This window comes from Paracoccus sp. MBLB3053 (genome assembly GCF_031822435.1).
Taxonomy (GTDB): domain Bacteria; phylum Pseudomonadota; class Alphaproteobacteria; order Rhodobacterales; family Rhodobacteraceae; genus Paracoccus; species Paracoccus aurantius.
Genome location: NZ_JAVQLW010000001.1, coordinates 1,064,435 through 1,084,808, shown reverse-complemented (window position 1 = coordinate 1,084,808; position 20,374 = coordinate 1,064,435). Strand labels below are relative to the sequence as shown.

The 20,374-nt window shown below is 64.4% G+C and carries 23 protein-coding genes; 12 read left to right on the top strand and 11 right to left on the bottom strand.

Annotated elements, in window-relative coordinates; translation table 11 throughout:
* The first annotated feature begins 112 nt into the window (after positions 1-112).
* Positions 113-832 (top strand): rhomboid family intramembrane serine protease, encoded by a 720-nt coding sequence (locus tag RGQ15_RS05465; RefSeq protein ID WP_311159212.1) that lies wholly within the window; start codon positions 113-115, stop codon positions 830-832.
* Here RGQ15_RS05465 and mnmD read toward each other — a convergent pair.
* Complete coding sequence (gene mnmD, locus RGQ15_RS05460; RefSeq protein WP_311159211.1) at positions 806-1,483, bottom strand: tRNA (5-methylaminomethyl-2-thiouridine)(34)-methyltransferase MnmD; 678 nt, start codon at positions 1,481-1,483, stop codon at positions 806-808. The two genes, RGQ15_RS05465 and mnmD, sit on opposite strands and share 27 nt — an antisense overlap.
* Positions 1,484-1,529: 46 nt before the next feature.
* Here mnmD and RGQ15_RS05455 point away from each other — a divergent pair, with 46 nt between their 5' ends.
* Positions 1,530-2,546 carry an NAD(P)/FAD-dependent oxidoreductase gene (locus RGQ15_RS05455; RefSeq protein ID WP_311159210.1) on the top strand — a complete coding sequence of 339 codons (1,017 nt, stop codon included), beginning with the start codon at positions 1,530-1,532 and terminating at the stop codon, positions 2,544-2,546.
* On the opposite strand, the gene RGQ15_RS05450 is transcribed toward RGQ15_RS05455, so the two are convergent.
* Positions 2,530-3,039 carry an NnrU family protein gene (locus RGQ15_RS05450; RefSeq protein ID WP_311159209.1) on the bottom strand — a complete coding sequence of 170 codons (510 nt, stop codon included), beginning with the start codon at positions 3,037-3,039 and terminating at the stop codon, positions 2,530-2,532. The genes RGQ15_RS05455 and RGQ15_RS05450 overlap by 17 nt on opposite strands.
* Before the next feature lie 90 nt (positions 3,040-3,129).
* Here RGQ15_RS05450 and RGQ15_RS05445 point away from each other — a divergent pair, with 90 nt between their 5' ends.
* The gene (locus RGQ15_RS05445) at positions 3,130-3,690 is read left to right on the top strand and encodes a DUF4202 domain-containing protein (RefSeq protein WP_311159208.1); all 561 of its coding nucleotides are present in this window, start codon (positions 3,130-3,132) and stop codon (positions 3,688-3,690) included.
* A complete protein-coding gene (locus tag RGQ15_RS05440) occupies positions 3,683-4,372 on the top strand; it encodes a sirohydrochlorin chelatase (protein WP_311159207.1) in 690 nt (229 codons plus the stop codon). The genes RGQ15_RS05445 and RGQ15_RS05440 overlap by 8 nt, the downstream gene beginning before the upstream one ends.
* A gap of 36 nt (positions 4,373-4,408) precedes the next feature.
* Here RGQ15_RS05440 and RGQ15_RS05435 read toward each other — a convergent pair whose 3' ends face one another.
* The 6 genes from RGQ15_RS05435 to RGQ15_RS05410 are packed head-to-tail and all read right to left on the bottom strand — an operon-like array spanning position 4,409 to position 10,647.
* Positions 4,409-7,501: a valine--tRNA ligase gene (locus tag RGQ15_RS05435; RefSeq protein WP_311159206.1), complete on the bottom strand. Its 3,093-nt coding sequence runs from the start codon at positions 7,499-7,501 to the stop codon at positions 4,409-4,411.
* Positions 7,502-7,560: 59 nt separating this feature from the next.
* Positions 7,561-8,229, bottom strand: coding sequence for a glutathione S-transferase family protein (locus RGQ15_RS05430; protein WP_311159205.1), 669 nt, complete (start codon positions 8,227-8,229; stop codon positions 7,561-7,563).
* Positions 8,229-8,861 (bottom strand): glutathione S-transferase family protein, encoded by a 633-nt coding sequence (locus tag RGQ15_RS05425; RefSeq protein ID WP_311159203.1) that lies wholly within the window; start codon positions 8,859-8,861, stop codon positions 8,229-8,231. The genes RGQ15_RS05430 and RGQ15_RS05425 overlap by 1 nt, the downstream gene beginning before the upstream one ends.
* Before the next feature lie 3 nt (positions 8,862-8,864).
* Positions 8,865-9,500, bottom strand: coding sequence for a YceI family protein (locus RGQ15_RS05420; protein ID WP_311159202.1), 636 nt, complete (start codon positions 9,498-9,500; stop codon positions 8,865-8,867).
* Positions 9,497-10,282, bottom strand: coding sequence for a VOC family protein (locus RGQ15_RS05415; protein ID WP_311159201.1), 786 nt, complete (start codon positions 10,280-10,282; stop codon positions 9,497-9,499). Before RGQ15_RS05415 ends, RGQ15_RS05420 begins: the two co-directional genes overlap by 4 nt.
* Positions 10,283-10,293: 11 nt before the next feature.
* On the bottom strand, positions 10,294-10,647 hold the full coding sequence (locus tag RGQ15_RS05410) for a DUF1428 domain-containing protein (RefSeq protein ID WP_311159200.1): 354 nt from the start codon (positions 10,645-10,647) through the stop codon (positions 10,294-10,296).
* 88 nt (positions 10,648-10,735) lie between these two features.
* Here RGQ15_RS05410 and RGQ15_RS05405 point away from each other — a divergent pair, with 88 nt between their 5' ends.
* Positions 10,736-11,449, top strand: a complete 714-nt coding sequence (locus tag RGQ15_RS05405; RefSeq protein ID WP_311159199.1) for a winged helix-turn-helix transcriptional regulator — start codon at positions 10,736-10,738, stop codon at positions 11,447-11,449.
* Here RGQ15_RS05405 and RGQ15_RS05400 read toward each other — a convergent pair.
* Complete coding sequence (locus RGQ15_RS05400) at positions 11,383-11,865, bottom strand: peroxiredoxin (RefSeq protein WP_311159198.1); 483 nt, start codon at positions 11,863-11,865, stop codon at positions 11,383-11,385. The genes RGQ15_RS05405 and RGQ15_RS05400 overlap by 67 nt on opposite strands.
* 77 nt (positions 11,866-11,942) lie before the next feature.
* Between RGQ15_RS05400 and RGQ15_RS05395 the strand changes: the two genes are divergently transcribed.
* Together RGQ15_RS05395 and rsmD are read left to right on the top strand one after the other, a co-directional pair.
* Positions 11,943-13,142, top strand: a complete 1,200-nt coding sequence (locus tag RGQ15_RS05395; RefSeq protein ID WP_311159197.1) for an NAD(P)/FAD-dependent oxidoreductase — start codon at positions 11,943-11,945, stop codon at positions 13,140-13,142.
* Entirely contained in the window at positions 13,142-13,708 is a 567-nt protein-coding gene (rsmD, locus tag RGQ15_RS05390) for a 16S rRNA (guanine(966)-N(2))-methyltransferase RsmD (protein ID WP_311159196.1), read from the top strand. The genes RGQ15_RS05395 and rsmD overlap by 1 nt, the downstream gene beginning before the upstream one ends.
* Here rsmD and RGQ15_RS05385 read toward each other — a convergent pair.
* Positions 13,705-14,136, bottom strand: a complete 432-nt coding sequence (locus RGQ15_RS05385; protein ID WP_311161038.1) for an Lrp/AsnC family transcriptional regulator — start codon at positions 14,134-14,136, stop codon at positions 13,705-13,707. The genes rsmD and RGQ15_RS05385 overlap by 4 nt on opposite strands.
* 147 nt (positions 14,137-14,283) lie before the next feature.
* Here RGQ15_RS05385 and RGQ15_RS05380 point away from each other — a divergent pair, with 147 nt between their 5' ends.
* Both RGQ15_RS05380 and RGQ15_RS05375 read left to right on the top strand, forming a co-directional pair.
* Complete coding sequence (locus RGQ15_RS05380; RefSeq protein WP_311159195.1) at positions 14,284-15,441, top strand: type III PLP-dependent enzyme; 1,158 nt, start codon at positions 14,284-14,286, stop codon at positions 15,439-15,441.
* 82 nt (positions 15,442-15,523) lie between these two features.
* Positions 15,524-16,549, top strand: a complete 1,026-nt coding sequence (locus RGQ15_RS05375) for a DUF2235 domain-containing protein (protein WP_311159194.1) — start codon at positions 15,524-15,526, stop codon at positions 16,547-16,549.
* Between the two features lie 4 nt (positions 16,550-16,553).
* Here the strand turns inward: RGQ15_RS05375 and metF are convergent, their stop codons facing one another.
* On the bottom strand, positions 16,554-17,417 hold the full coding sequence (gene metF / locus RGQ15_RS05370) for a methylenetetrahydrofolate reductase [NAD(P)H] (RefSeq protein ID WP_311159193.1): 864 nt from the start codon (positions 17,415-17,417) through the stop codon (positions 16,554-16,556).
* Between the two features lie 90 nt (positions 17,418-17,507).
* Between metF and RGQ15_RS05365 the strand changes: the two genes are divergently transcribed.
* From RGQ15_RS05365 to RGQ15_RS05355, 3 genes are all read left to right on the top strand, one after another.
* Entirely contained in the window at positions 17,508-18,434 is a 927-nt protein-coding gene (locus RGQ15_RS05365; protein ID WP_311159192.1) for a LysR family transcriptional regulator, read from the top strand.
* Positions 18,435-18,513: 79 nt separating this feature from the next.
* Positions 18,514-19,608 (top strand): MlaE family ABC transporter permease, encoded by a 1,095-nt coding sequence (locus RGQ15_RS05360; RefSeq protein WP_311159191.1) that lies wholly within the window; start codon positions 18,514-18,516, stop codon positions 19,606-19,608.
* Positions 19,602-20,372, top strand: a complete 771-nt coding sequence (locus RGQ15_RS05355; RefSeq protein WP_311161037.1) for an ABC transporter ATP-binding protein — start codon at positions 19,602-19,604, stop codon at positions 20,370-20,372. Before RGQ15_RS05360 ends, RGQ15_RS05355 begins: the two co-directional genes overlap by 7 nt.
* The last annotated feature ends 2 nt before the right edge of the window (positions 20,373-20,374 follow it).

Sequence of the window (20,374 nt, the reverse complement as noted above, 5' to 3'; positions counted from 1 at the left end):
CTCGGATCGATTCGCGCCGATGCTATATGCCGCCCGCGGCGGGGAACAGGGCCGCTTGCACGCGGCCCCGCCATGGGCCACCCTTGGGAACAGGCTGCAAGGACCCGAGCGCATGTTCCCGATCCGAGACCACAACCCGTCCGAGCGAACGCCCTATGTTCGCAACGGGCTGATCTTCCTGAACGTGCTGCTTTACCTGCTCACCGATCCGCGTCTGGGCGGAATGACCGAGCTTTGGGACCGGCTTGCGCTATATCCGCTGGCAATCATGCATGGCGACTGGCTCTGGGGACTGTTCACCCACATGTTCCTGCATGCAGGCCTGCTGCACATCGCGGGAAACATGCTTTTCCTTTGGGTGTTTGGCGACAATCTTGAAGACCAGATGGGCCATCTCGGCTTTGCGTTGTTCTATCTGGCCTGTGGCTTGACAGCCGCGGCCGGGCAGATCCTTGCCGATCCGTCGAGCACGATCCCCATGGTCGGCGCATCGGGCGCGATCGCCGGGGTCATGGGGGGATATCTTCTGCTATTCCCCAAAGCCAAGGTCGATGTCATTGCGATCATCATCATCATTTTCAAGCGGTTCACGATCCCGGCATGGGTGCTGCTGCTTGCCTGGTTCGGCATCCAGCTCGTGTCCAGCGCAAGCATGCAGGACGACGGCGTCGCCTATATCGCACATGCTGCGGGCTTCATCGGTGGGATCATCCTTGCGGTGCCGGTCTTCCTTCGATTGGGCGGGACCGCCTTCTGGAGCCGGACCCGTGGTCGCCCGCCGCATCTGCCCCTGATCTATACGCCCTCACGCATCCCTGAGGTCCGCAGGTAGCTGTCCGCGGCTCATGTGACGCTTGCCGGCAAAGCCGGGGCTGCGCATCACCTCGAAGCCCGCCGAGGACAATGCGCGGCGAACATGCCCGGCCGCGGTATAGGTCGCGAAGGTTCCGCCCGGCGCAGTGTGCCTGCCGACCTCGGCCATCAGATCTTCGCCCCAAAGCTCGGGGTTCTTGGCCGGAGAGAAGCCGTCCAGGAACCAGGCATCCGCCTTGCCCGCCCAATCGGGCAGGGCCAGGCGTGCATCTGCCTCGTTGATTTCGGCCTCAACCATGCCGACGTTGAAACGTCGCCGGGGCCAGCCCGCGCGAAGCTGTGCGGCCAGCTCGGCCAGTTCCGGGAACGCCTCATGCGCGCGGGCCAGCTCGTCGATGTTCATCGGATAGGCTTCGAAACTGGTGAAGCGGACAGGAACCATCGCGATCTGGGCAAGAGCCAGCAAATTCAGCCCGGTGCCGAAGCCCAGTTCCGCGACATGGAACCCTGGGCGCAGGCGTGCCGGCAGATCATTCCCGGCCAGGAAGACATGCCGTGTTTCGTCCAGCCCTCCATTCAGGCTGAAATAAGGGTCGTCGAACCGGCGGGACACCGGGATCTGGCCATCGCGCCAATCAAGATCGGCGCTGCTCTGGTCGTCATCGCCCATAAGCGCTAACTCCTTTTTGCAGGCAGATGCGACATGGGGTGCCGGGATGGCAAGTGCAAAACTCAACGTGGCGGGGGCAGGTATATTCGGCCTTTCCTGCGCGTGGGAGCTGGTTCGCCGCGGCCGACCCGTGCGCGTCTACGACTCGATCCGTATTGGCGCAGGCTCGTCCGGCGGCCATGTGGGTGCCTTGGCTCCGCACGCGCCGGAAAACTGGAACCCCAAGAAGCAGATCCAGCTGGATGCACTGATCGCCGCCAGCGACTGGTGGGCCGAAGTGGCGCGGGTCGGCGGGACCGATCCAGGTTATGCCCGCAGCGGCCGCATCCAGCCCGTCCCGGAGGGGGCCGAGGATCGCATGCGGGAAAGGATCGAGGCCGCAAGGATCAACTGGCCCGAATGGGGCGGGATGGAGTTGACTGATGCGCCACGAGGCCCGTTGACACCGGTATCGCCCTCGGGGCTCTGGCTGGTGGACCGACTGACAGCAAGGATAAGCCCGCGTCGGGCAGCTGCGGCGCTTGCCGCCGCCATCCGGGCCCGGGGCGGAGAAATCATCGAAGGCACGCACGCACCCGACGAACCCGCGATTTGGGCCACCGGCGTCGCCGGGCTCGCACCCTTTGGCGGCAACGGCGTCAAAGGTCAGTCGGCATTGCTCGAATTCGATGCTCGCGACCAGCCCCAGGTCTTTGCCGACGCCGTCCATATCGTGCCCCATGCCGATGGAACGGTGGCGATCGGCTCGACCTCGGAGCGCGACGCGGCGGATCTCGGGACCGACCACCAGCTTGACGCGTTGATCGCCAAGGCCCGCGCGCTTTGCCCGGTGCTGGCAAACGCACCGGTCGTGGATCGCTGGGCCGGCATTCGCCCAAGGGCGAAGTCCCGCGCGCCCATCGTCGGCCCCTGGCCCGGCCGTCCGGGCCACTTCGTCGCGAATGGCGGGTTCAAGATCGGCCTTGCCATGGCCCCGGCCGCCGCCGGGATGCTGGCCGACCTCATCCTGGACGGTCAGGACCGGATCCCGGAAGGCTTCCGCCCACCTATGGCAGCGGATTGACCCCGATGACCAGCGGATGCAGAGACAGCGCGGCAGCCCAGATCAGGGCGGCGGCCACGCATCGGGGCCATCGGGCCGCGACGCGCAGCGGTCGGCGCAGGGCCACGGACAATCCGAACAGCGCATAGGCCAGCAACAGACCAAACAGGCTGGCATGGGCCAGATCGCCATTGGCCATGAGATGCGTTCCCGCCCACAGCGCGAAGGCCCCCATCACCCCGGCCATTCCTGCCGTCATCGCCACCATGAATGCGATGGGCATCGCAAGATTGACCAGCCAGCGCATCCATATCGCCTGCGGCCATAATTCGACAAAAGGCGCCCTGCCCGCCGCGACGACCAGCCAGCAAAGCAGCAGCAGCGACAGCAGGCTGTAGCCCATGACATAACCGCCCCGTCCGATCCGCGCGATCAGCGGCGCACGGCATCGGGCCGGGATGACATGCGAGGCCAGAAAAGCACCCAGTGCCAAGGAAAACTCTGCCCATTCCATGGTTCGGAAGCTAGCGGTGGGGCGATTGGCGGGCAATGCGCGTTGACGCCGCGGCCGGCTGCGGCAAGATGGCAGCAAAAGAGGATGACCATGACCCGCCTTCAGACCGCATTCGACGCCATCGACAAGGCCAATTCCGCCGATCCAACGCTTACGGGCGATCAGCCCGAGGCCTTGCTTTACGGCCAGCGCATGACCGCTGAACAGGAAACCCTTTATCCTGACGCATCCGAGCCTCTGCGCATCTCCTGCCGCGGGCAGCATGTCGAGCGCTGGAAGCTGCCGCGCAGCGAATTTCCGATGGACCGGCCCGGCTATCTGGCATGGCGCACCGAGCAGGGCCGCCGCCATGCCGCTCGGGTCGCTGGCATCATGCGCGAGGCGGGATATTCGGATGACGAAATCGCGCAGGCGGAAAAGATGCTGACCAAACAGGGCATCAAGCGCGATGCGGACGTGCAGGCGATGGAGGACGTGGCCTGCTTTACCTTCATCCGCTGGTATCTCGGGCCTTTCGCCGATGGCCGCGATCCCGACGAGTTGCAGCGCATCGTCGAGAAAACAGCGCGGAAAATGTCCGAATCCGCCCGCGCCAAGGCGCTCACGGAATTCGCCATCCCCGAGCCATTCGCGGCAGCCTTCCGTGCCTGAGGCGCTGCCGCCAAACGCCCTGATCGTCGCGCATGGCCAGCCCGGCGATCCGGGCCCGCAGCAGAAGGCGGTCGAGGCGCTGGCCGCCGAGGTCGCGCGGCATCTACCCGACGCACGGGTGCGGGGCGCGACCCTCGCCATGCCGGGCGCACTGGACGTGGCGCGCGGGGCCGCGCTGATCTATCCGATGTTCATGGCCACAGGCTGGTTCACCCGCAGCGAATTGCCGCGCCGCCTCGCGCTGGTCGGTGCGGATCAGGCCCGTATCCTGCCGCCCTTCGGCAGCGATCCCGGTCTGCCGGGCCTTTGCCAGGACCTGCTGGAGCAGGCGGCCCAGGCACAAGGCTGGGCGCTTCAGGACACGCATGTCCTGATTGCCGCGCATGGCTCGGGCCGCTCGCGTGCGCCCTTTGAAGCGGCGCAGAAAATGGCCCGCGACCTCGCGCCGCTGAACGTCACCTGCGGCTTCGTCGAGGAAGCCCCCTTCCTTGCAGATGCCGCCCGCGGCCTGCCTGATCGCGCGATTTGCCTGCCGCTTTTCGCCACCCGCGCCGAGCATGTCACCGACGACCTGCCCGAGGCGCTGGCCGAGGCCGGGTTCAGGGGCATCACCCTGCCCCCGGTCGGCATGGCAGCGGAAGTTCCGCGCATGATCGCCGAAACGATAAGGGCCGCGCTGTAACGCGCGGCCCCCGTCAAATCCGGCTCCGAAGCAGCCTCACATCGCCGCAAGCTGCGCGAGCGCCGCGCGGATGCGGGCCACGTCATCCTCGAGAGCCGCGAGCTTCTCGCGGGTTTCGTCGATCACCTCGGGCTCCGCATTCTCGACGAATTTCGGATTGCCCAGGCGGTTGCGCAGGCCTGCGGCGTCCTTCTCGGTCTTGGCGACCGATTTTTCCAGACGCGCTGTCTCGGCCTTGACGTCGATCATCTCGCCGACCGGCAGGCCGAAGCTCGCCCCCAGCGCCGCGACCGAGATCATCCCCGGCCCCATCGCGCCTTCGGCGGGCGGGTTGACGCGGGCCAGACGCTCGATCAGCGGGGCATTGGCAGCGAGCGCCGCGCGGGCGGCCTCGTCGGCCTCGGTCACGATCAGGTCGGGACGCGCGCCGGCCGGGACGCCGATCTGGGCGCGGGCCGAACGGATGTTCTCGATGAGCTGGATCACCCAGTTCATCTGGCGGTCAGCTTCGGCGTCGATCAGCTCGGCACCGAATTCCGGCCATTCGCCATGGACCAGCATCTTCGAACGATCACCGGTCAGCGCCCAGAGCTCTTCGGTGACGAAGGGCATGATCGGGTGCAGCATGGTGTAGCACTGATCCAGCACCCAGCCCATCGTCGCCTGCGTTTCCGCGCGGAGCTCGCCGTCGAAGAGCGGCTTCGAGAACTCGACATACCAATCGCAGACCTTGCCCCAGACGAAGGCATAGAGCCCGGTCGCGGCATCGTTGAAGCGATAGGTTTCCAGCGCCTCGTCCGTCGCCATGCGGATGCGGGCGACCTCGCCGATGATCCAGCGGTTCACGACATGGCTGGGCTCGGGGCGGGCCACGCCGCCCTTCACGCCATTCATCTCGGCGAAGCGGGTCGCGTTCCAGATCTTGGTGACGAAGTTGCGGTTCGCCTCGACATGCTTCGGCCCCAGCTTCGGGTCGCGCCCCATCGCCGCCATCGCGGTCAGGGTGAAGCGCAGCGCATCGGCGCCGAACTCGTCGATCAGCGTCAGCGGGTCGATGACATTGCCTTTCGACTTCGACATCTTCGCGCCTTTTTCATCGCGCACGAGGCCGTGGACATAGACGGTGCGGAAGGGCACGTCGCCGACGACGGCGAGCTGCATCATCATCATCCGGGCGACCCAGAAGAAGATGATGTCGAAGCCGGTGACCAGCGTCGAGGTCGGGAAGTATTTCGCCAGTTCCGGGGTCTGCTCGGGCCAGCCCAGCGTGCCGATCGGCCAGAGGCCGGACGAGAACCAGGTGTCGAGCACGTCGGGATCGCGCCAGACCGGATAGACCAGCCTGGTCGGGTCCTGGGTCAGGTTGTAATCGGCCAGCCCCTGGGCAAACGCGTCCACCGCCGCAGCGCGGTCGGCGACCTCGACGATGCGGCTGATTTCCAAGGGCTGCGGCAGGCCCGCGATGCTGTCGCGGAACTGATCGACCACATCGGCGAAATGCGGCGCGGCGTGGTGAATCTCGTCGCGGTGAACAAGACCCTCTTCGAGCAGGGCGAAGATCTCGACATCGTCCAGCGCGCCGTCATGGTCGTCATCGACCTGGCCTTCCAGCGACAGGTTCAACCCGTACCAGACCGGGATCTGGTGACCCCACCAAAGCTGGCGGCTGATCGTCCAGGGCTCGATGTTCTCGAGCCAGTGGAAATAGACCTTCTCATGCTGCTCAGGCAGGATGCGGGTCTTGCCGCTGCGCACGGCGTCCAGCGCCGGGCCGACGATGCGCGCGGTATCGACGAACCACTGGTCGGTCAGCATCGGCTCGATCACCACGCCGGACCGGTCGCCGAAGGGCTGCATGATCGGCTTGGCTTCGACCACCGGGCGGCGCTCGAGATGCTCGGCCCCGGTTTCCTTGTCCAGTTCCTTGTGCAGGTAGGTGACGGCAAGGCCCTCGGCATTGATCTCTTCGATCACCCGCTTGCGGGCCTCGGAGCGGTCGAGGCCGCGCAGCTCGTCGGGCACGAGGTTCACGTTCGAGACATCGCCGACATCCTCGCCGCGGGCGGCGCGCGAGGCGATCTCGGCGCTTTCCTCGTAGGACAGGCCGTCCTGCCGCATCGCGCCCTTGCCGTCCATCAGCGCGTAAAGCGGGATGCCGTTGCGCATCGCGACGCCATAGTCGTTGAAGTCATGCGCGCCGGTGATCTTGACCGCGCCCGAGCCGAAATGCGGGTCGGGATATTCGTCGGTGATGATCGGGATCATGCGGCGATGCGCCTTGGGACCGACCGGGATCTCGACCAGCTTGCCGACGATCGGGGCATAGCGCGCATCGTCGGGATGGACCGCGACCGCGCCGTCGCCGAGCATGGTCTCGGGGCGGGTGGTGGCGATCGAGATGTAGTTGCGGGTCTCGCGCAGGGTGACGTTGCCGTCCTCGTCGCGCTCGACATATTCATAGGTCTCGCCGCCGGCCAGCGGGTATTTGAAATGCCACATATGGCCGGGAACCTCGCGGTTCTCGACTTCCAGATCCGAGATCGCGGTTTCGAAATGGGGGTCCCAGTTGACCAGCCGCTTGCCGCGATAGATCAGGCCCTTGTTGTACATCTCCACGAAGACCTTGATGACGGCATCGTGGAAATTGCCCTCCTCGCCCGCTGGCGCGCCCGGAGCGCCCGACATGGTGAAGGCATTGCGCGACCAGTCGCAGGAGGCGCCAAGGCGCTTCAACTGCCCGATGATCGTGTCACCGGATTCCTGCTTCCAGCGCCAGATCTCATTGGTGAAATCCTTGCGGTCCCAGTCGCGGCGCGGCGGCTTGCCCTCGGCGGCGAGCTTGCGCTCGACGACCATCTGGGTCGCGATGCCGGCATGGTCCTGGCCGGGCTGCCAGAGCGTGTCGAAGCCGCGCATCCGGTGCCAGCGGACAAGGATGTCCTGCAGCGTGTTGTTCAGCGCGTGGCCGATATGCAGGCTGCCGGTCACGTTGGGGGGCGGGATCACGACCGAGAAGCTCTCGGCCCCCGGTTTCGCGTTGGCACCCGCGGCAAAGGCATTCGCCTCTGCCCATTCCCCCGCGATCCGCGCTTCGGCAGACTTCGCGTCGAAGTTCTTTTCCATGGCCATCTGGTCACCCCTTTGATCGCGAAGGGGATAGCGAAACACGGACAAAAGGCCAAGAGGCGCTAGGTCAGGAACCGTGCCGGAATAAGCTCGGGAAAGGGGAAATACTTGAGGCATGGCAAGGCTTCGGTCCTCGCGCGGTGAAAGGACGGTCGTGCCAGCAGGCGTTCGAAATAGGCCGACAAGGCCGGATAACCGTGGAACGGGTTCAGGATTCCGGCGTAAAAAAGCGATGGCGCAGCGGCACAATCTGCCAGTCCGAACTGCTCTGCCACCCATTCCCTATCCCGAAGATGGTGATCCAGCGCCGCATAGGCCCGCTCGAGCCTTTCGCGAGCGAAGATCGCAATCGGTTCCTCGGTCGCCTTCTCCATGAACAGGCGTGCATCGACCAACCGCTGCGTGACCTGCATGATCTGGAAGTCGAAGAACCGGTCCCATTGCCGAACAAAAAGCGTCAGGTCGGGTTCTTCCGGCAAAAGGCGCAACTCGCCCGGATAATGCAGGTCCACATATTCGATGATCACCGAGGATTGGGACAGGATCACGCCCCGCGCCGTGTCCTTCAGACCCGGCATCAAGCCCATGGGCTCGATCGAGGCCATCACTTCGCGATCGGCCTCGTCGCCAAGGTCGACCTGGCGGAAGGTGAACGGGACCCCGATCTCATAAAGCGCGATCAGCACCTTCTGAGAGTAAGAGGACAGCGGATGTCCGTAAATGGTCAGCATCACGCGGGCTCGGCGAAATGCTCAAGCTGCGCGGCATGGGCTCGGCGGAAAGCGGGTCGTGCAAGGATGGGCTCGGCATAGGCGCGCAAGGCGGGATAGTCGCCAAGTTCGCCGAAACTCTCGACGCCCCGGATGATATCCGTCATCAGGATATCCGCGATCGTGAACCGATCCGCCGCGATGAAGTCACGCCCCTCGATAACCGGAACAAGCTGCTTCAGCCGGTCGTGCAGGCGCGGACGCGCGAGATTGGCGGCGTTTTCATCCTTGTCGAAGAGCTTGGCGACGACATAGCTCATCACCACGGGCTCAAGGCTGTTCAGCGCGGCGATCAGCCATTGCTGCGTCTGGGTCCGCGCCTTGCGTTCGCGCGGCATGAGGATGTCGTGATCCTCGCCCAGATAAAGCAGGATCGCGCCGCTTTCGAACAGTTCGATCTCGCCATCGCGAAGGATGGGGATCTGGCCGAAGGGCTGGCGCGCGAAGTGCTGGGGTGACTTTTCCCGAACCGGCGTGGTTTCGATCTGATAGGGCAGACCGGCCTCTTCGCAGGCCCAGCGGATCCGAAGGTCACGCACGAAGCCGCGTGCGAAATCGGGAACCCAGTCATAGGTCGTGATGACAAGCGTCATGACTTATTCCTTTCGAGCGAATTCCGCGTCGATCTCGATGAAGATCGGCTCGGTGAAAAATGCGTTGAGACCGTAAGCCTGCGGGTCGATCCGGGTCTGGGCATGCAGTCCGATCAGATCGCGGATCACGGGATTTCCGTTCTCGTCCCCGGTATAGCCTTTGCCAGCGCCGACCAGTTCGACGTCGAACGTCGCCGGTTCGGTTCGGCCCATGATGGTCAGGTTTCCAATTACCAGCCCTTTCGTGGGACCGTCGGGCTTGAAGCTTTCCGAAACGAAGCGCGCGGTCGGGTTGGTGGCCGTATCAAGATAGTCCTTGCCCGTCAGGACATCCGCGAACCCCTTGATCGGCGTGGAGATCGAACCGACCTCGACCTCGGCCTCAAGCCTGTTGGCAGCGGGGTTTTCCGCATCCCAGTGAAGCTGCCCCCGGATCATGTCGAAACGGAAGACGCTATAGGAAAATCCCATATGCAGAACACGAGCAATGACGGCTGTGTGGTAAGGATCCAGAACATAGGCCCCGGCCCCTGCCGCATGGTAATCCTTTTGTCCTTGGGGAACGTCGGACGGCTGAATGTCCTGCGCCACCGACGGGGCGGCGCAAAGCAGGAATGCGAGGCAAGTCGCACGGATCACGTCGCCTCCTTCGGGCCCACGACGGCGAAATGGGCACCTTGCGGATCGCGGGCAACCGCGATGAACGCGCCGCCCGGAACCTCCATCGGCCCGTGCAGCACCGCTCCGCCATTCTGCTCGATCCGCTTGATCGCGGCGTCGACACCGTTCACGCCGAAATAGGAAAGCCAGAAGGGAACGGGTGAATTTCCCAGGCCCATCATTCCGCCGATATCAGCGCCGTGCCAGGCGAAAAGCTGATAGGTTCCCATCTCGCCCATGTCGACCGGCGTGGATTTCGTCCAGCCAAACAATTCGGCATAGAAATCGAACCCCGCCTCCGGGTCAGTGGACATCAACTCGACCCAGTTGCCGTGACCTTCTTTCTTCTGGTTCCACGCGCCGGCTTCGACCGCTGGCCGCGGCTCCATTTCCTTGGGCTGCAGGATTCCGAACGCCGCGCCCTGCGGGTCGGCCAGCACCGCGAAGCGTCCGGTGCCGGGAATGTCCGAGGGTTCGACATGGACCTTGCCACCCATCGACTGCACCTTCGCGGCGGCGGCATCGGCATCGTCGACGTCGTAATAGACCATCCAGAACGGGGGCATCCCCGGATTTTCGTCGGTCAGCTCCATCATTCCCGCCACCATCTCATCGCCCTGGCTTGCAAGACGATAGGTGAATCCGGGCATGCCTGCGTCCTTCACCGACCAGCCGAACAGTTTGCCGTAGAAGTCTTCGGCATCAGCCAGGGCACCCTGCGCCGTAGAGAGTTCGAACCAGCATGGTTTGCCGTGATACATCGCGCCCTCCGTCAGCTTACGTCGAGAACGGGTTCGAACCCGCCCCAGATCATCCGCATCCCGTCAAAGGGCAACTCGGACATCTTTTCCATTTCGGGGTCGGACATCATCTTTTCATAGGCGGCATCGGCGGTTTCCTTGTCCGCCCATTCGACCCAGGAAAACAGGATCGATTCGTCTTCTTTCGCCTTGGTCGCCATGTAGAAGTCGGTAACCTTGCCTCGCGGCACGTCGACGCCCCAGTTTTCGACCATGCGCAGCGCCCCCAGCTTCTTGAACAAGGGCCATGCGATGCGCGCATGCTCGACGTATTTTTCCTTGTTCTCTGTCGGTACAGCCAGAAGAAAACCCGAATAGTAAGTCATCTGTTGTCCTCCTCACACGGCGCAGGAAGCGCCGCCGAGTCGAAGGCTGACAGTTGAAGTTGTAAAAAGCAACTGTTAATATGAAAACATGAAAGACGCCGGGCCGACTCCGAGAATTCGATATGACGAAGGGTGCCTTGGCGCCCATGCACTCAATGCCATGGGCGATCGCTGGGCGCTGCTTGTCGTGCGGGAATTGATGTTCGCGCCCAAACGCTTCCAGATGATCCGCGCGGGCATCCCCGGCGTGACCGCGAGCGTGCTGACCCAAAGACTTGGCCAGCTCGGGCAGGCGGGCATCGTTCAGCATGACGAGGTGCTTGGGATCTACGCGCTGACGGAACTGGGGCGGGCGCTGCACCCGATGCTGACCGAGCTTTGTCGCTGGGCGATGATGCTGCCGGGACATGATCCGTCCCGCTTCATCAGCATATCGGCGCTGATGATCTCGATCTCGGCCACGGTCGATTGCGACCGCGCAGCAGGTTCGAAACTGCGGGGCGGCTTCCTGTCGGGTTCTGAAGGCTTCGAAGTGACGCTTTCAGCCGCGGGACGGCCGGTCGTCCGTGCGGTCCGGTCACCGCAGGCGGATTTCGTCCTGGAGGGCAGCGGAAACAACCTGGCCGCCGCGGTCTACGGCCCGCCGCCAGCGGCGCTGGCCGCTGCGGGACGCATTGCCCTGCACGGCAGCGTCGCCGCCGCACAGGAATTCACGAGCTATTTCAGCCTGAAGCCTCAGACCAGATCCAGCAGCGAGTCGCCCGACGACACCGAGCAGGTGCCGGGGGCCTCTTCGACCTGAAGTTCGCTTACCACGCCATCCTCGACCAGCATGGCGTAGCGCTTCGAACGTCCGTTGACCCAGCCTGCGCCTTCGATGTTCAGGCCAAGCGCCTTGGTGTAGCTGCCGTCGGCATCGGCCAGAACCTCGATCCCGGCCTCGCCCGCGCCGGTGGCCTTGGACCACGCACCCGCGACGAAGGGGTCATTGACCGTCACGCAGACCACGCGTGCAAAACCCTTTTCGCGGAACTTGTCGGCATTCTTCACAAAGCTCGGCATGTGGCTGTTCGAGCAGGTGGGGGTGAAGGCGCCGGGAACGGCAAAGATCGCCACGCGGCCTTGCGACAGCTCGGCGATATCGACCTCGGCCGGGCCGGCCTCGCCAAGTTTAACCAGCTTGCCGGCGGGCAGCTTGTCGCCTTTCGAAATGGACATGCGCGTTCTCCATGAATTGCATCAATGCGGGGGGGACTATAGGCTGCGCGCCTTGGGCAGACCAGTAAGGGCGAAGAATGAACATCGTGATCCTTGGCGCGGGGCAGGCGGCTGCTTCGATGGCGGCGAAACTGCGGGCGCTGGGACATCAGGGTCCGATCACGGTGATCGGCGACGAGCCCGCGCCGCCCTATCAGCGACCGCCTTTGTCCAAGGCCTACCTGCTGGGCGAGATGGGGTTGGACCGCCTGACCCTGCGCGGCACCGAATGGTGGAGCGAGCAGGGCATCACCCTGCGCCTGGGCGAGCGCGCGACGGCCATCGATCGGTCATCGAAGACCGTGACGACCGACAAGGGCAAATATGCCTATGACGCCCTGGCGTTGACGTTGGGCGCGGTTCCGCGGCGCCTGCCACAGGCCATGGGCGGCCATCTGCCGGGCGTCCATGTCGTGCGCAACCTTGCCGACATCGCCGGCGTCAAACCCGAACTGACCTCCGGTCGCAGGCTTGTTGTGATCGGTGGCGGCTATATCGGACTTGAAGCCGCCGCGGTTGCCCGCAAGCTGGGGTTGGACGTGACCCTTGTCGAGGCTGCGCCGCGCATCCTGGGCCGCGTCGCCGCAGCCGAGACCGCCGCGATGATCCGCGCGCTGCACAGCGCGCACGGCGTCCAGATCATCGAAGGCGTGGGAATCGAGCGCATCACCGGCGAAAGCATGGCCGACGGCGTCACGCTTGCCGACGGCCGCCACCTTCCTGCCGAGCTGGTGATCTGCGGGATCGGCGTCGCCCCGGAAACCGCACTGGCCGAAGCTGCCGGGCTTCTGGTCGAGAACGGCATCGCCACCGACGCGCAGGGCCGCAGCTCGGACGGCGCAATCTGGGCCGCAGGCGATTGCGCCAGCTTCCCCAGCCCTGACGGGCGGATGCGGCTGGAAAGCGTCGGCAACGCGATCGACATGGCCGAGGCCGTCGCCGCGAACATGCTGGAAGCGAACATGGACTACAGGCCCAAACCCTGGTTCTGGTCGGATCAGTTCGACGCGAAGCTGCAGATCGCCGGACTGAACGCAGGCTATGACCGGGTCGTCACCCGGCCCGGCACAGGAACGCATGGGGGATCGGTCTGGTATTACCGCAACGGTCGTCTGATCGCGGTCGACGCGCTGAACGACGCCCGCGCCTACATGATCGGCAAGCGTCTGATCGAGGGCGGCAAGTCTCCCTCGCCCGAAGCGGTGGCCGAGGCCGCCGACCTGAAGGCGTTGATGTGATGCGGATCATCGGCGGCAACCTGCGCGGGCTCAAGTTGGCCGAGGTTGGCGAAGGCGACCGGGCGGCGCATCTGCGCCCGACGACCGACCGCGTTCGGGAATCGATCTTCAACCTGCTGGTCAACGGCACGCATGGAAATCCGATCCCCGATGCGCGGGTGCTGGATCTGTTCGCAGGCACCGGGGCGCTGGGGCTGGAGGCCCTGTCGCGCGGGGCCGCCCGCGTGGCCTTCGTCGACGACGGCGTGACGGCGCGCGCGCTGCTGCGCCAGAATATCGAAAAGGCCCGCGCCATGGGCACGACCGATGTCTGGCGCCGCGACGCCACGAAGCTTGGCGAAAATCGCGGGCCGGCCTACAATCTGGTGTTTCTCGACCCGCCCTATGGCAAGGGCCTGGGAGAAATCGCCCTTGCCTCGGCGCTGTCCGGCGGCTGGATCGCCCCCGGCGCCATGATCGTCTGGGAAGAATCCGCCCCGCCCCCGCAAGTCGCGGGTTTCGACAGAATAGATCAGCGCAAATACGGCGACACGGTCATCACCCTGCTTCGGCCGGAACTGGACTAGGTCGCGCGATCGAGCTTGGTCGACAGGTGGATCAGGCTTTCGCTGGACCTGACCCCGGTCAGACTGCCGATCTGATCCAGCACATCGTCCAGCTGACTGGTTGATGTGGCTGCCAATTGCAGCAAAAGATCGACCCTGCCACTCGTGGTGTGGATCCGCTCGACTTCAGGCATGCTGCGCAGCCGTGTCAGGATGGCCGGTTGCGAGCGCGGTTCGATCGTCAGCAGGCAAGTTGCGCGAATCCGGCTTTCCCGCGCCACATCCCCCAGACGCAGTGTATATCCTGCGATTGCCCCCGAAGTTTCCAGCCGCTCCAACCGCGCCTGCACTGTCGAGCGCGCGACTTTCAGCCGTCGGGCAAGCACCGCCACCGATTGGCGCGCATCCTGCGCGAGATGGGCAAGAATGCCCCGATCAAGCTCGTCCACGTCTCCACCTGTCATATCGACATCATCTTCGTTGATTTACCCGATTTTTTCGTCAGATCCATCCTTTTCATCGATCCAAACGACGAGCGTCGGGAGCAGACTGATTGAAAGAGCTTCATCCGCCGTCAGGAACAAGGGGAGCCGTCGATGGGACTGACCGAGGGCCGAGGCCCGAAGACACTGTGGGATAATCCGGCCGCGATCATCCGGCAACTCGCCCCGGACAACCCGGTCATGGCATTCGCTCCGCAGATCCTGCGCGACAATGCCGAACGTTTCCTGCGCGGCTTTCCCGGGCTGGTAACCTATGCCGTGAAGGCCAATCCCGACCCCCGCGTCATCCGGACGCTGTCACGCGCAGGGATTGGCGGCTTCGACGTCGCCTCGCCATTCGAAATCGACCTGATCGGCCGCATCGCCCCCAAGGCGGCGCGCCATTACCACAATCCTGTCCGTTCCCGCATGGAAATCGTCCATGCCGTCGAGGCCGGGATCAAAGCCTGGTCCGTTGACAGTTTTTCCGAGCTTGAAAAACTGTTTGACCGCGCCCCTGCCGAAGATTGCGAAATCTCGCCCCGATTCAAGCTGCCGGTGCTGGGCGCGGCTTATGATTTCGGATCGAAGTTCGGCGCATCACCTGAACTTGCCGCGGAACTTCTGCGCGCAGTGGCCGCACGAGGCTACATTCCGTCGCTGACATTCCATCCCGGGACGCAATGTAGCGACCCCATGGCTTGGGAAAGCTACATCTTCATGGCCGCCCGCATCTGCGATCTGGCCGGCGTCGTCGCGAGGCGGCTGAATGTCGGCGGCGGCTTCCCGGCCCATCGCGCATCGGGCCCCGCGCCAGACCTCGAAGCCATTTTCCAGATGATCGACCGCACGGCTAGCGCCGCATTCGGCGCGCAACGGCCCCAGCTGGTCTGCGAGCCCGGTCGCGGTCTTTGCGCGGATGCCTTTTCGCTGATTACACGCGTCAAGGCGCTCCGCGGCGGCTCAGATATCTTTCTGAACGACGGTGTCTATGGCGGCCTGACCGAACTGCCACAGATCGGAAACCTGGGTCGGCTTGAGGTGCTGACGCCGGAAGGAACGCCCCGGAGCGGTGCGCCCCTGCCCCGCGTCGTCTTCGGGCCGACATGCGACTCACTTGACCGCCTGCCCGGCCAGTTGGCCCTGCCCGAGGACCTGCAGGAAGGCGATTTCGTGATCTTCCATGGCGCAGGTGCATATTCCACCGTCACGAATACACGGTTCAACGGCTTCGGGCAGATGGCGCACCTGTCTGTTAGGACAGTTTCATAGTCCCGCCATCTCGCCGTCGCCAATCCGTGCTAGCCTTGAAGCCATGGATAGCTGTGACGCATCAATTTGCCAGGTGGTGCTTATGGACGGCACCTTCGCCTCTCTCACCGAGGGAAAGCGGTCTTCCATCGCGCGAATTCACGCCATGCTGTCGGGCGAAATGGGCCCCACGACAAGCAAGGTCCAGTTGCATTACGCGCCGGGACAGCAATGGGCGGCATGGCAGACGCTGCCGCAGCTTATTTCGGGCCTTACGCTCGACCACAACATCCAAGCCGCATATGCATGGCTTGCACAGCATTGGCAACCCGGAAACCCACTGTATTTCTTCGGTTATTCTCGCGGTGGCATAGGCGTTTGCGCGCTTGCCGAGATGGTCGATCGCGTCGGCCTGCTGCGTCCCGAAGCGGCGAGCCCCGAGAATATCCAGCGCGCCTGGCTTGCCTACCGCCATCAGTCGGGCGAGGAACTGCCCCTTCGCCTGCGTCACGCGCATGTGCCCATCCGGATGGTCGGCATTCTCGACACCGTCATGTCGCTGGGGATCCGGCTTCCCTTCCTTTGGGCAATGTCCGAACCGGGCTTCGATTACTCCAAGGGCAGGCTGGCACGGAACGTATACCAAGGCGTCCATGCCCTTGCGCTTGATGAAACCCGGACCGCGTTCGAGCCGATCCTGTGGGAGAGCCATCATTCCCACCAGCGCGTCGAACAGATCTGGTTCCGCGGTTGTCATGCCGATATTGGCGGCCAGCTTGGCGGGCATGAATTCGCTCGCCCCCTGGCGAACCTGCCGCTGGTCTGGCTGATGACCCAGGCGGCCGAGGCGGGCTTGCCGCTGCCGCATGGCTGGCACCGTCACCACCCCTGCGACCAGGATGCGCCTCGGCTGGGATCATGGCATAGCTGGGGAAAAGCTTTTCTGATGCGCGGTCCGCGCCAAGCGGGCGCGCTCCCATCGGAGGCCCTGCACCCTTCCGTGGCCTGCCCCTACGAGGGCCCGGCCCTTCTGTCGGGACATCTCGCCCCGGCCGCCAAGGCCCGGCGGCCACGGCTGATCAAGATCCGCCTGCCCAAGGGGGACGGGGCCGACCCGACCGCAGCCTGAACCGTCAGGCCGCGTTCGGGATCTCGCCCTTCGGCGTCACGCCAAGCGCGCCGCAGACCTTCAGAACCAGTTCGGGCTTGTTCAGCGTGTAGAAATGCAGCTTGTCGACGCCGCCCGCGACCAGCTGTTCGCACAGCTTGACGCAAACGTCCAAGGCAAGGCGCGCCTCGCCTTCCTTGCCGGCATTGGCAAAGGCTTCCTCGGCCCAGGCCGGAACCGAGGTCCCGCAGCGTTCGGCAAAGCGGCGCGCGCCCGCCCAGCTTTGGATCGGCAGGATGCCCGGAATGATTTCGGCCGTGACCCCGGCCTTGTGGCACTGATCGCGGAAGCGGAAGAATGTGTCCGCGTCAAAGAAGAATTGCGTGATGGCGCTTGTCGCGCCCGCATCCGACTTGCGCTTGAGCCAGGCCACATCGGCGGAGGTATCGGGGCTTTCCGGGTGCGGCTCGGGATAGGCGCCGCAGCGAACGGTCATGTCACCGCGCGCAGCAATCGCCTCGATCAGATCAACGGAGTTCGCGAAGCCATCGGGATGGGCGGTGAAGCGATCCTGTCCCTGGGGCGCGTCACCGCGCAGGGCGACGATCTCGTGCACACCGGCTGCCGCGTAATCCGCGACGATCTGCATGGTATCTTCGCGCGTGGCGTCGACACAGGTCAGGTGCGCGGCGACATTCAGACCGTAATGGCTGGCCAGGGCCGTCACCGCCTCATGGGTAAGCTGGCGGGTCGTGCCACCCGCGCCATAGGTCACCGAGACGAAATCCGGCCCCAAGGGCGCAAGCGCGCGGGCGGTATCCCACAGGCGGAACGACTGGTCCAGGTTCCGGGGCGGGAAGAATTCGAAGCTGACGGCGGGCGTGATCATGGTGGGGTCCTTTCCTGGCGGGACTTGTGACATGCAGCGCGACGTGAGACAAATTCATAATCTTCAAGATCGTGATGAGATCCATTCAAGATGCACCTCGAACTCCGACACTTGCGCAGCCTGCGCGCCATTCATGAACAAGGCGGGCTTGCCCGTGCGGCAGAGGTTCTCAATCTGACTCAATCAGCACTTTCCCACCAGATCAAGGCGCTGGAGGACCAGGCGGGGGTCGAGCTTTTCCTGCGCAAGACAAAGCCGTTGAGGCTTTCCGCCGCAGGAATGCGCCTTTTGAGAACCGCCGAACAGGTTCTGCCGCTGATCGACTCGGCCGAGGCCGAATTCCGCGCGGTCGAACTGGGCCGGGCGGGCCGCCTGCACGTCGCGATGGAATGCCATCATTGCTTCGACTGGTTGTTGCCGGTGCTGGACCTTTTCCGCCGCGCCTGGCCCGAGGTGGATCTGGACATCCGGTCCAGCCTGGCACTCAAGGCCCTGCCGGCCCTTGTGCGCGGCCAGGTCGATCTTGTCATTTCGTCCGACCCCGAAACGATGGCCGGCGTGGTGTATCAGCCGCTCTTCGACTACGCTCCCACGATGGTCGTGCCGGCGAACCATCCGCTGGTCGCCAAGGGCTATGCCGAACCGGCGGATCTGTCCGGCGAGACGCTGATCACCTACCCGATGGATCGCGCCCGGCTCGATGTCTATTCGCAATTTCTCGATCCGGCAGGGATCGAGCCGGCCCATCACCGCCAGGTCGAGCAGACGGCCGTCGCGTTGATGCTCATTGCTTCGGGACGGGGCGTTGCCGTCATGCCGGACTGGGTGTTGCGGGCGCATGCGGGCGATCCCGAACTTGCGCTTCTGCCGCTGGGACAGCAAGGCATGCTGCGCAGGCTCTATGCCGCCGTGCGCGAGGATGACCTTGGGCAGCCCTATATGGCCCATGTCCTTCGGCTTGCCAGGACCGAGCCGGTGCGCATGATGCGTGGCTTGTCGCAGGGCCGCACCGGCTAGCTTCCATGGCACAGTTGTTTGACAATACCGAACAATCGCCCAATGAATTGGCGCTTGGACCGTCGCGGCGGGTATGGTGATGAACGATCACTCCAGTGAGCATGTGCTGACCGTCGCAAGCGGCGACGAAGGGTTGCGGCTGAGCGGAGAGTTCACTGTCTGGACCCTGCCCTACCTGCCCGCCGAAGCCGCAAGCGCGACGCGTATCGAACTGTCCGGACTGACCCGGCTTGATACTGCAGCGGCGCTCTTCCTGGCTGGGCGCCGCGACGGTGGTGCGCAGATCCTGGGCCTGTCCGACAGTCAGACCAAGCTGGTCGAGACTGTTGCCGCAAGCATTCCGCAGCGGGAAAACACGGGGCGGGGCGCGGAAGGGTTCAGGGCGCTTCTGGAATCCCTTGGCCGCACTGTCATTCGCGCGCTGGTCTTCCTGCGCGAGATTGCCGAGTATCTGGGCCGGTTCCTCGCAGCACTTGGCCGCGCGATCCGGCACCCATCCGATTTCCGTCTGACCTCCTTCGTGCATCACTGTCAGGAAACCGGGCTCAGGGCCGTACCCATCGTGGCCCTGATGTCCTTTCTGATCGGTGTCGTGCTGGCCTTTCAGGGCGCGGCCCAGCTCAGCCAGTTCGGTGCCGAAATCTATGTCATCGACCTGATCGCGATCTCGATCCTGCGCGAACTTGGCATCCTGCTGACCGCGATCATCGTGGCCGGGCGAACCGCATCTGCCCTGACCGCCTCGATAGGCTCGATGAAGATGCGCGAAGAAATCGACGCCATGCGCACTCTGGGCCTTGATCCTGACATGGTGCTGATCCTGCCCCGTGTGCTGGCGCTGATCGTCACGCTGCCGATCCTCGGCCTGATCGCCAACCTGTCCGGCCTGATCGGCGGGGCCGTCATGTCCTGGATCGAACTGGGTATATCGCCCTCGATGTTCCGCTACCGGCTGCTTTTGGATACCAGCGTCGAGCACGTCTTTGTCGGCCTGACCAAGGCGCCGGTCTTCGCGCTGATCATCGGCGTCATCGGCTGCCATGCCGGCATGAAAGTCGGCAAGGACGCGGAATCCCTTGGCGCGCAGACTTCGACCGCAGTGGTGAACGCGATCTTTGCCGTGATCGTGATCGATGCGCTCTTTTCGGTCTTCTTCGCCGAGGTGGGATTGTGACCGAGAACGTCATTGAAGTCCGCGGTTTGCGCACCCAGTTTGGCAGCCATGTCGTCCATGACGGACTGGACATCGACCTGCGCCGAGGCGAGATCCTGGGTGTTGTCGGGGGATCGGGCACGGGGAAATCCGTCCTGCTTCGCACGATCGTGGGGCTGAACAGCCCAGCCGCCGGGACGGTTCGGGTGCTGGGACAGGATGTCAGCCAACTCGCACCCCTCGCACGTGAGGCGCTGGAACGACGCTGGGGCGTGATGTTCCAGGACGGGGCGCTGTTTTCGGCCCTGACCGTACGCGAGAATGTCGAAGTTCCCTTGCGCTCGGTGCCCGGCCTCACCCCGGCGCAACGCCAGAGCCTGGCCGAACTGAAAGTGTCGATGGCGGGCTTGCCATGGAGCGCCAACGGGAAATACCCTTCCGACCTGTCGGGGGGCATGAAGAAGCGCGCCGGGCTTGCAAGGGCCCTGGCGCTCGACCCGGAAATCGTGTTCCTTGACGAGCCGACGGCGGGATTGGACCCGATCGGAGCTTCGGCCTTCGACCGCCTGATCGTCGGACTGCGCGATGCGCTGAATCTTTCGGTCTTCCTGGTCACGCATGACCTCGACACGCTGCACGCCTGTTGCGACAGGGTCGCGGTTCTGGCCCGCGGCAGGGTCCTGACCACGGGAACGATGGCCCAGATGCTGGATGTCGACGACCCTTGGGTCCATGAATATTTCCACGGGCCCCGCGCGCGGGCCGCAACAGCCCTGAAAGAGTGAGA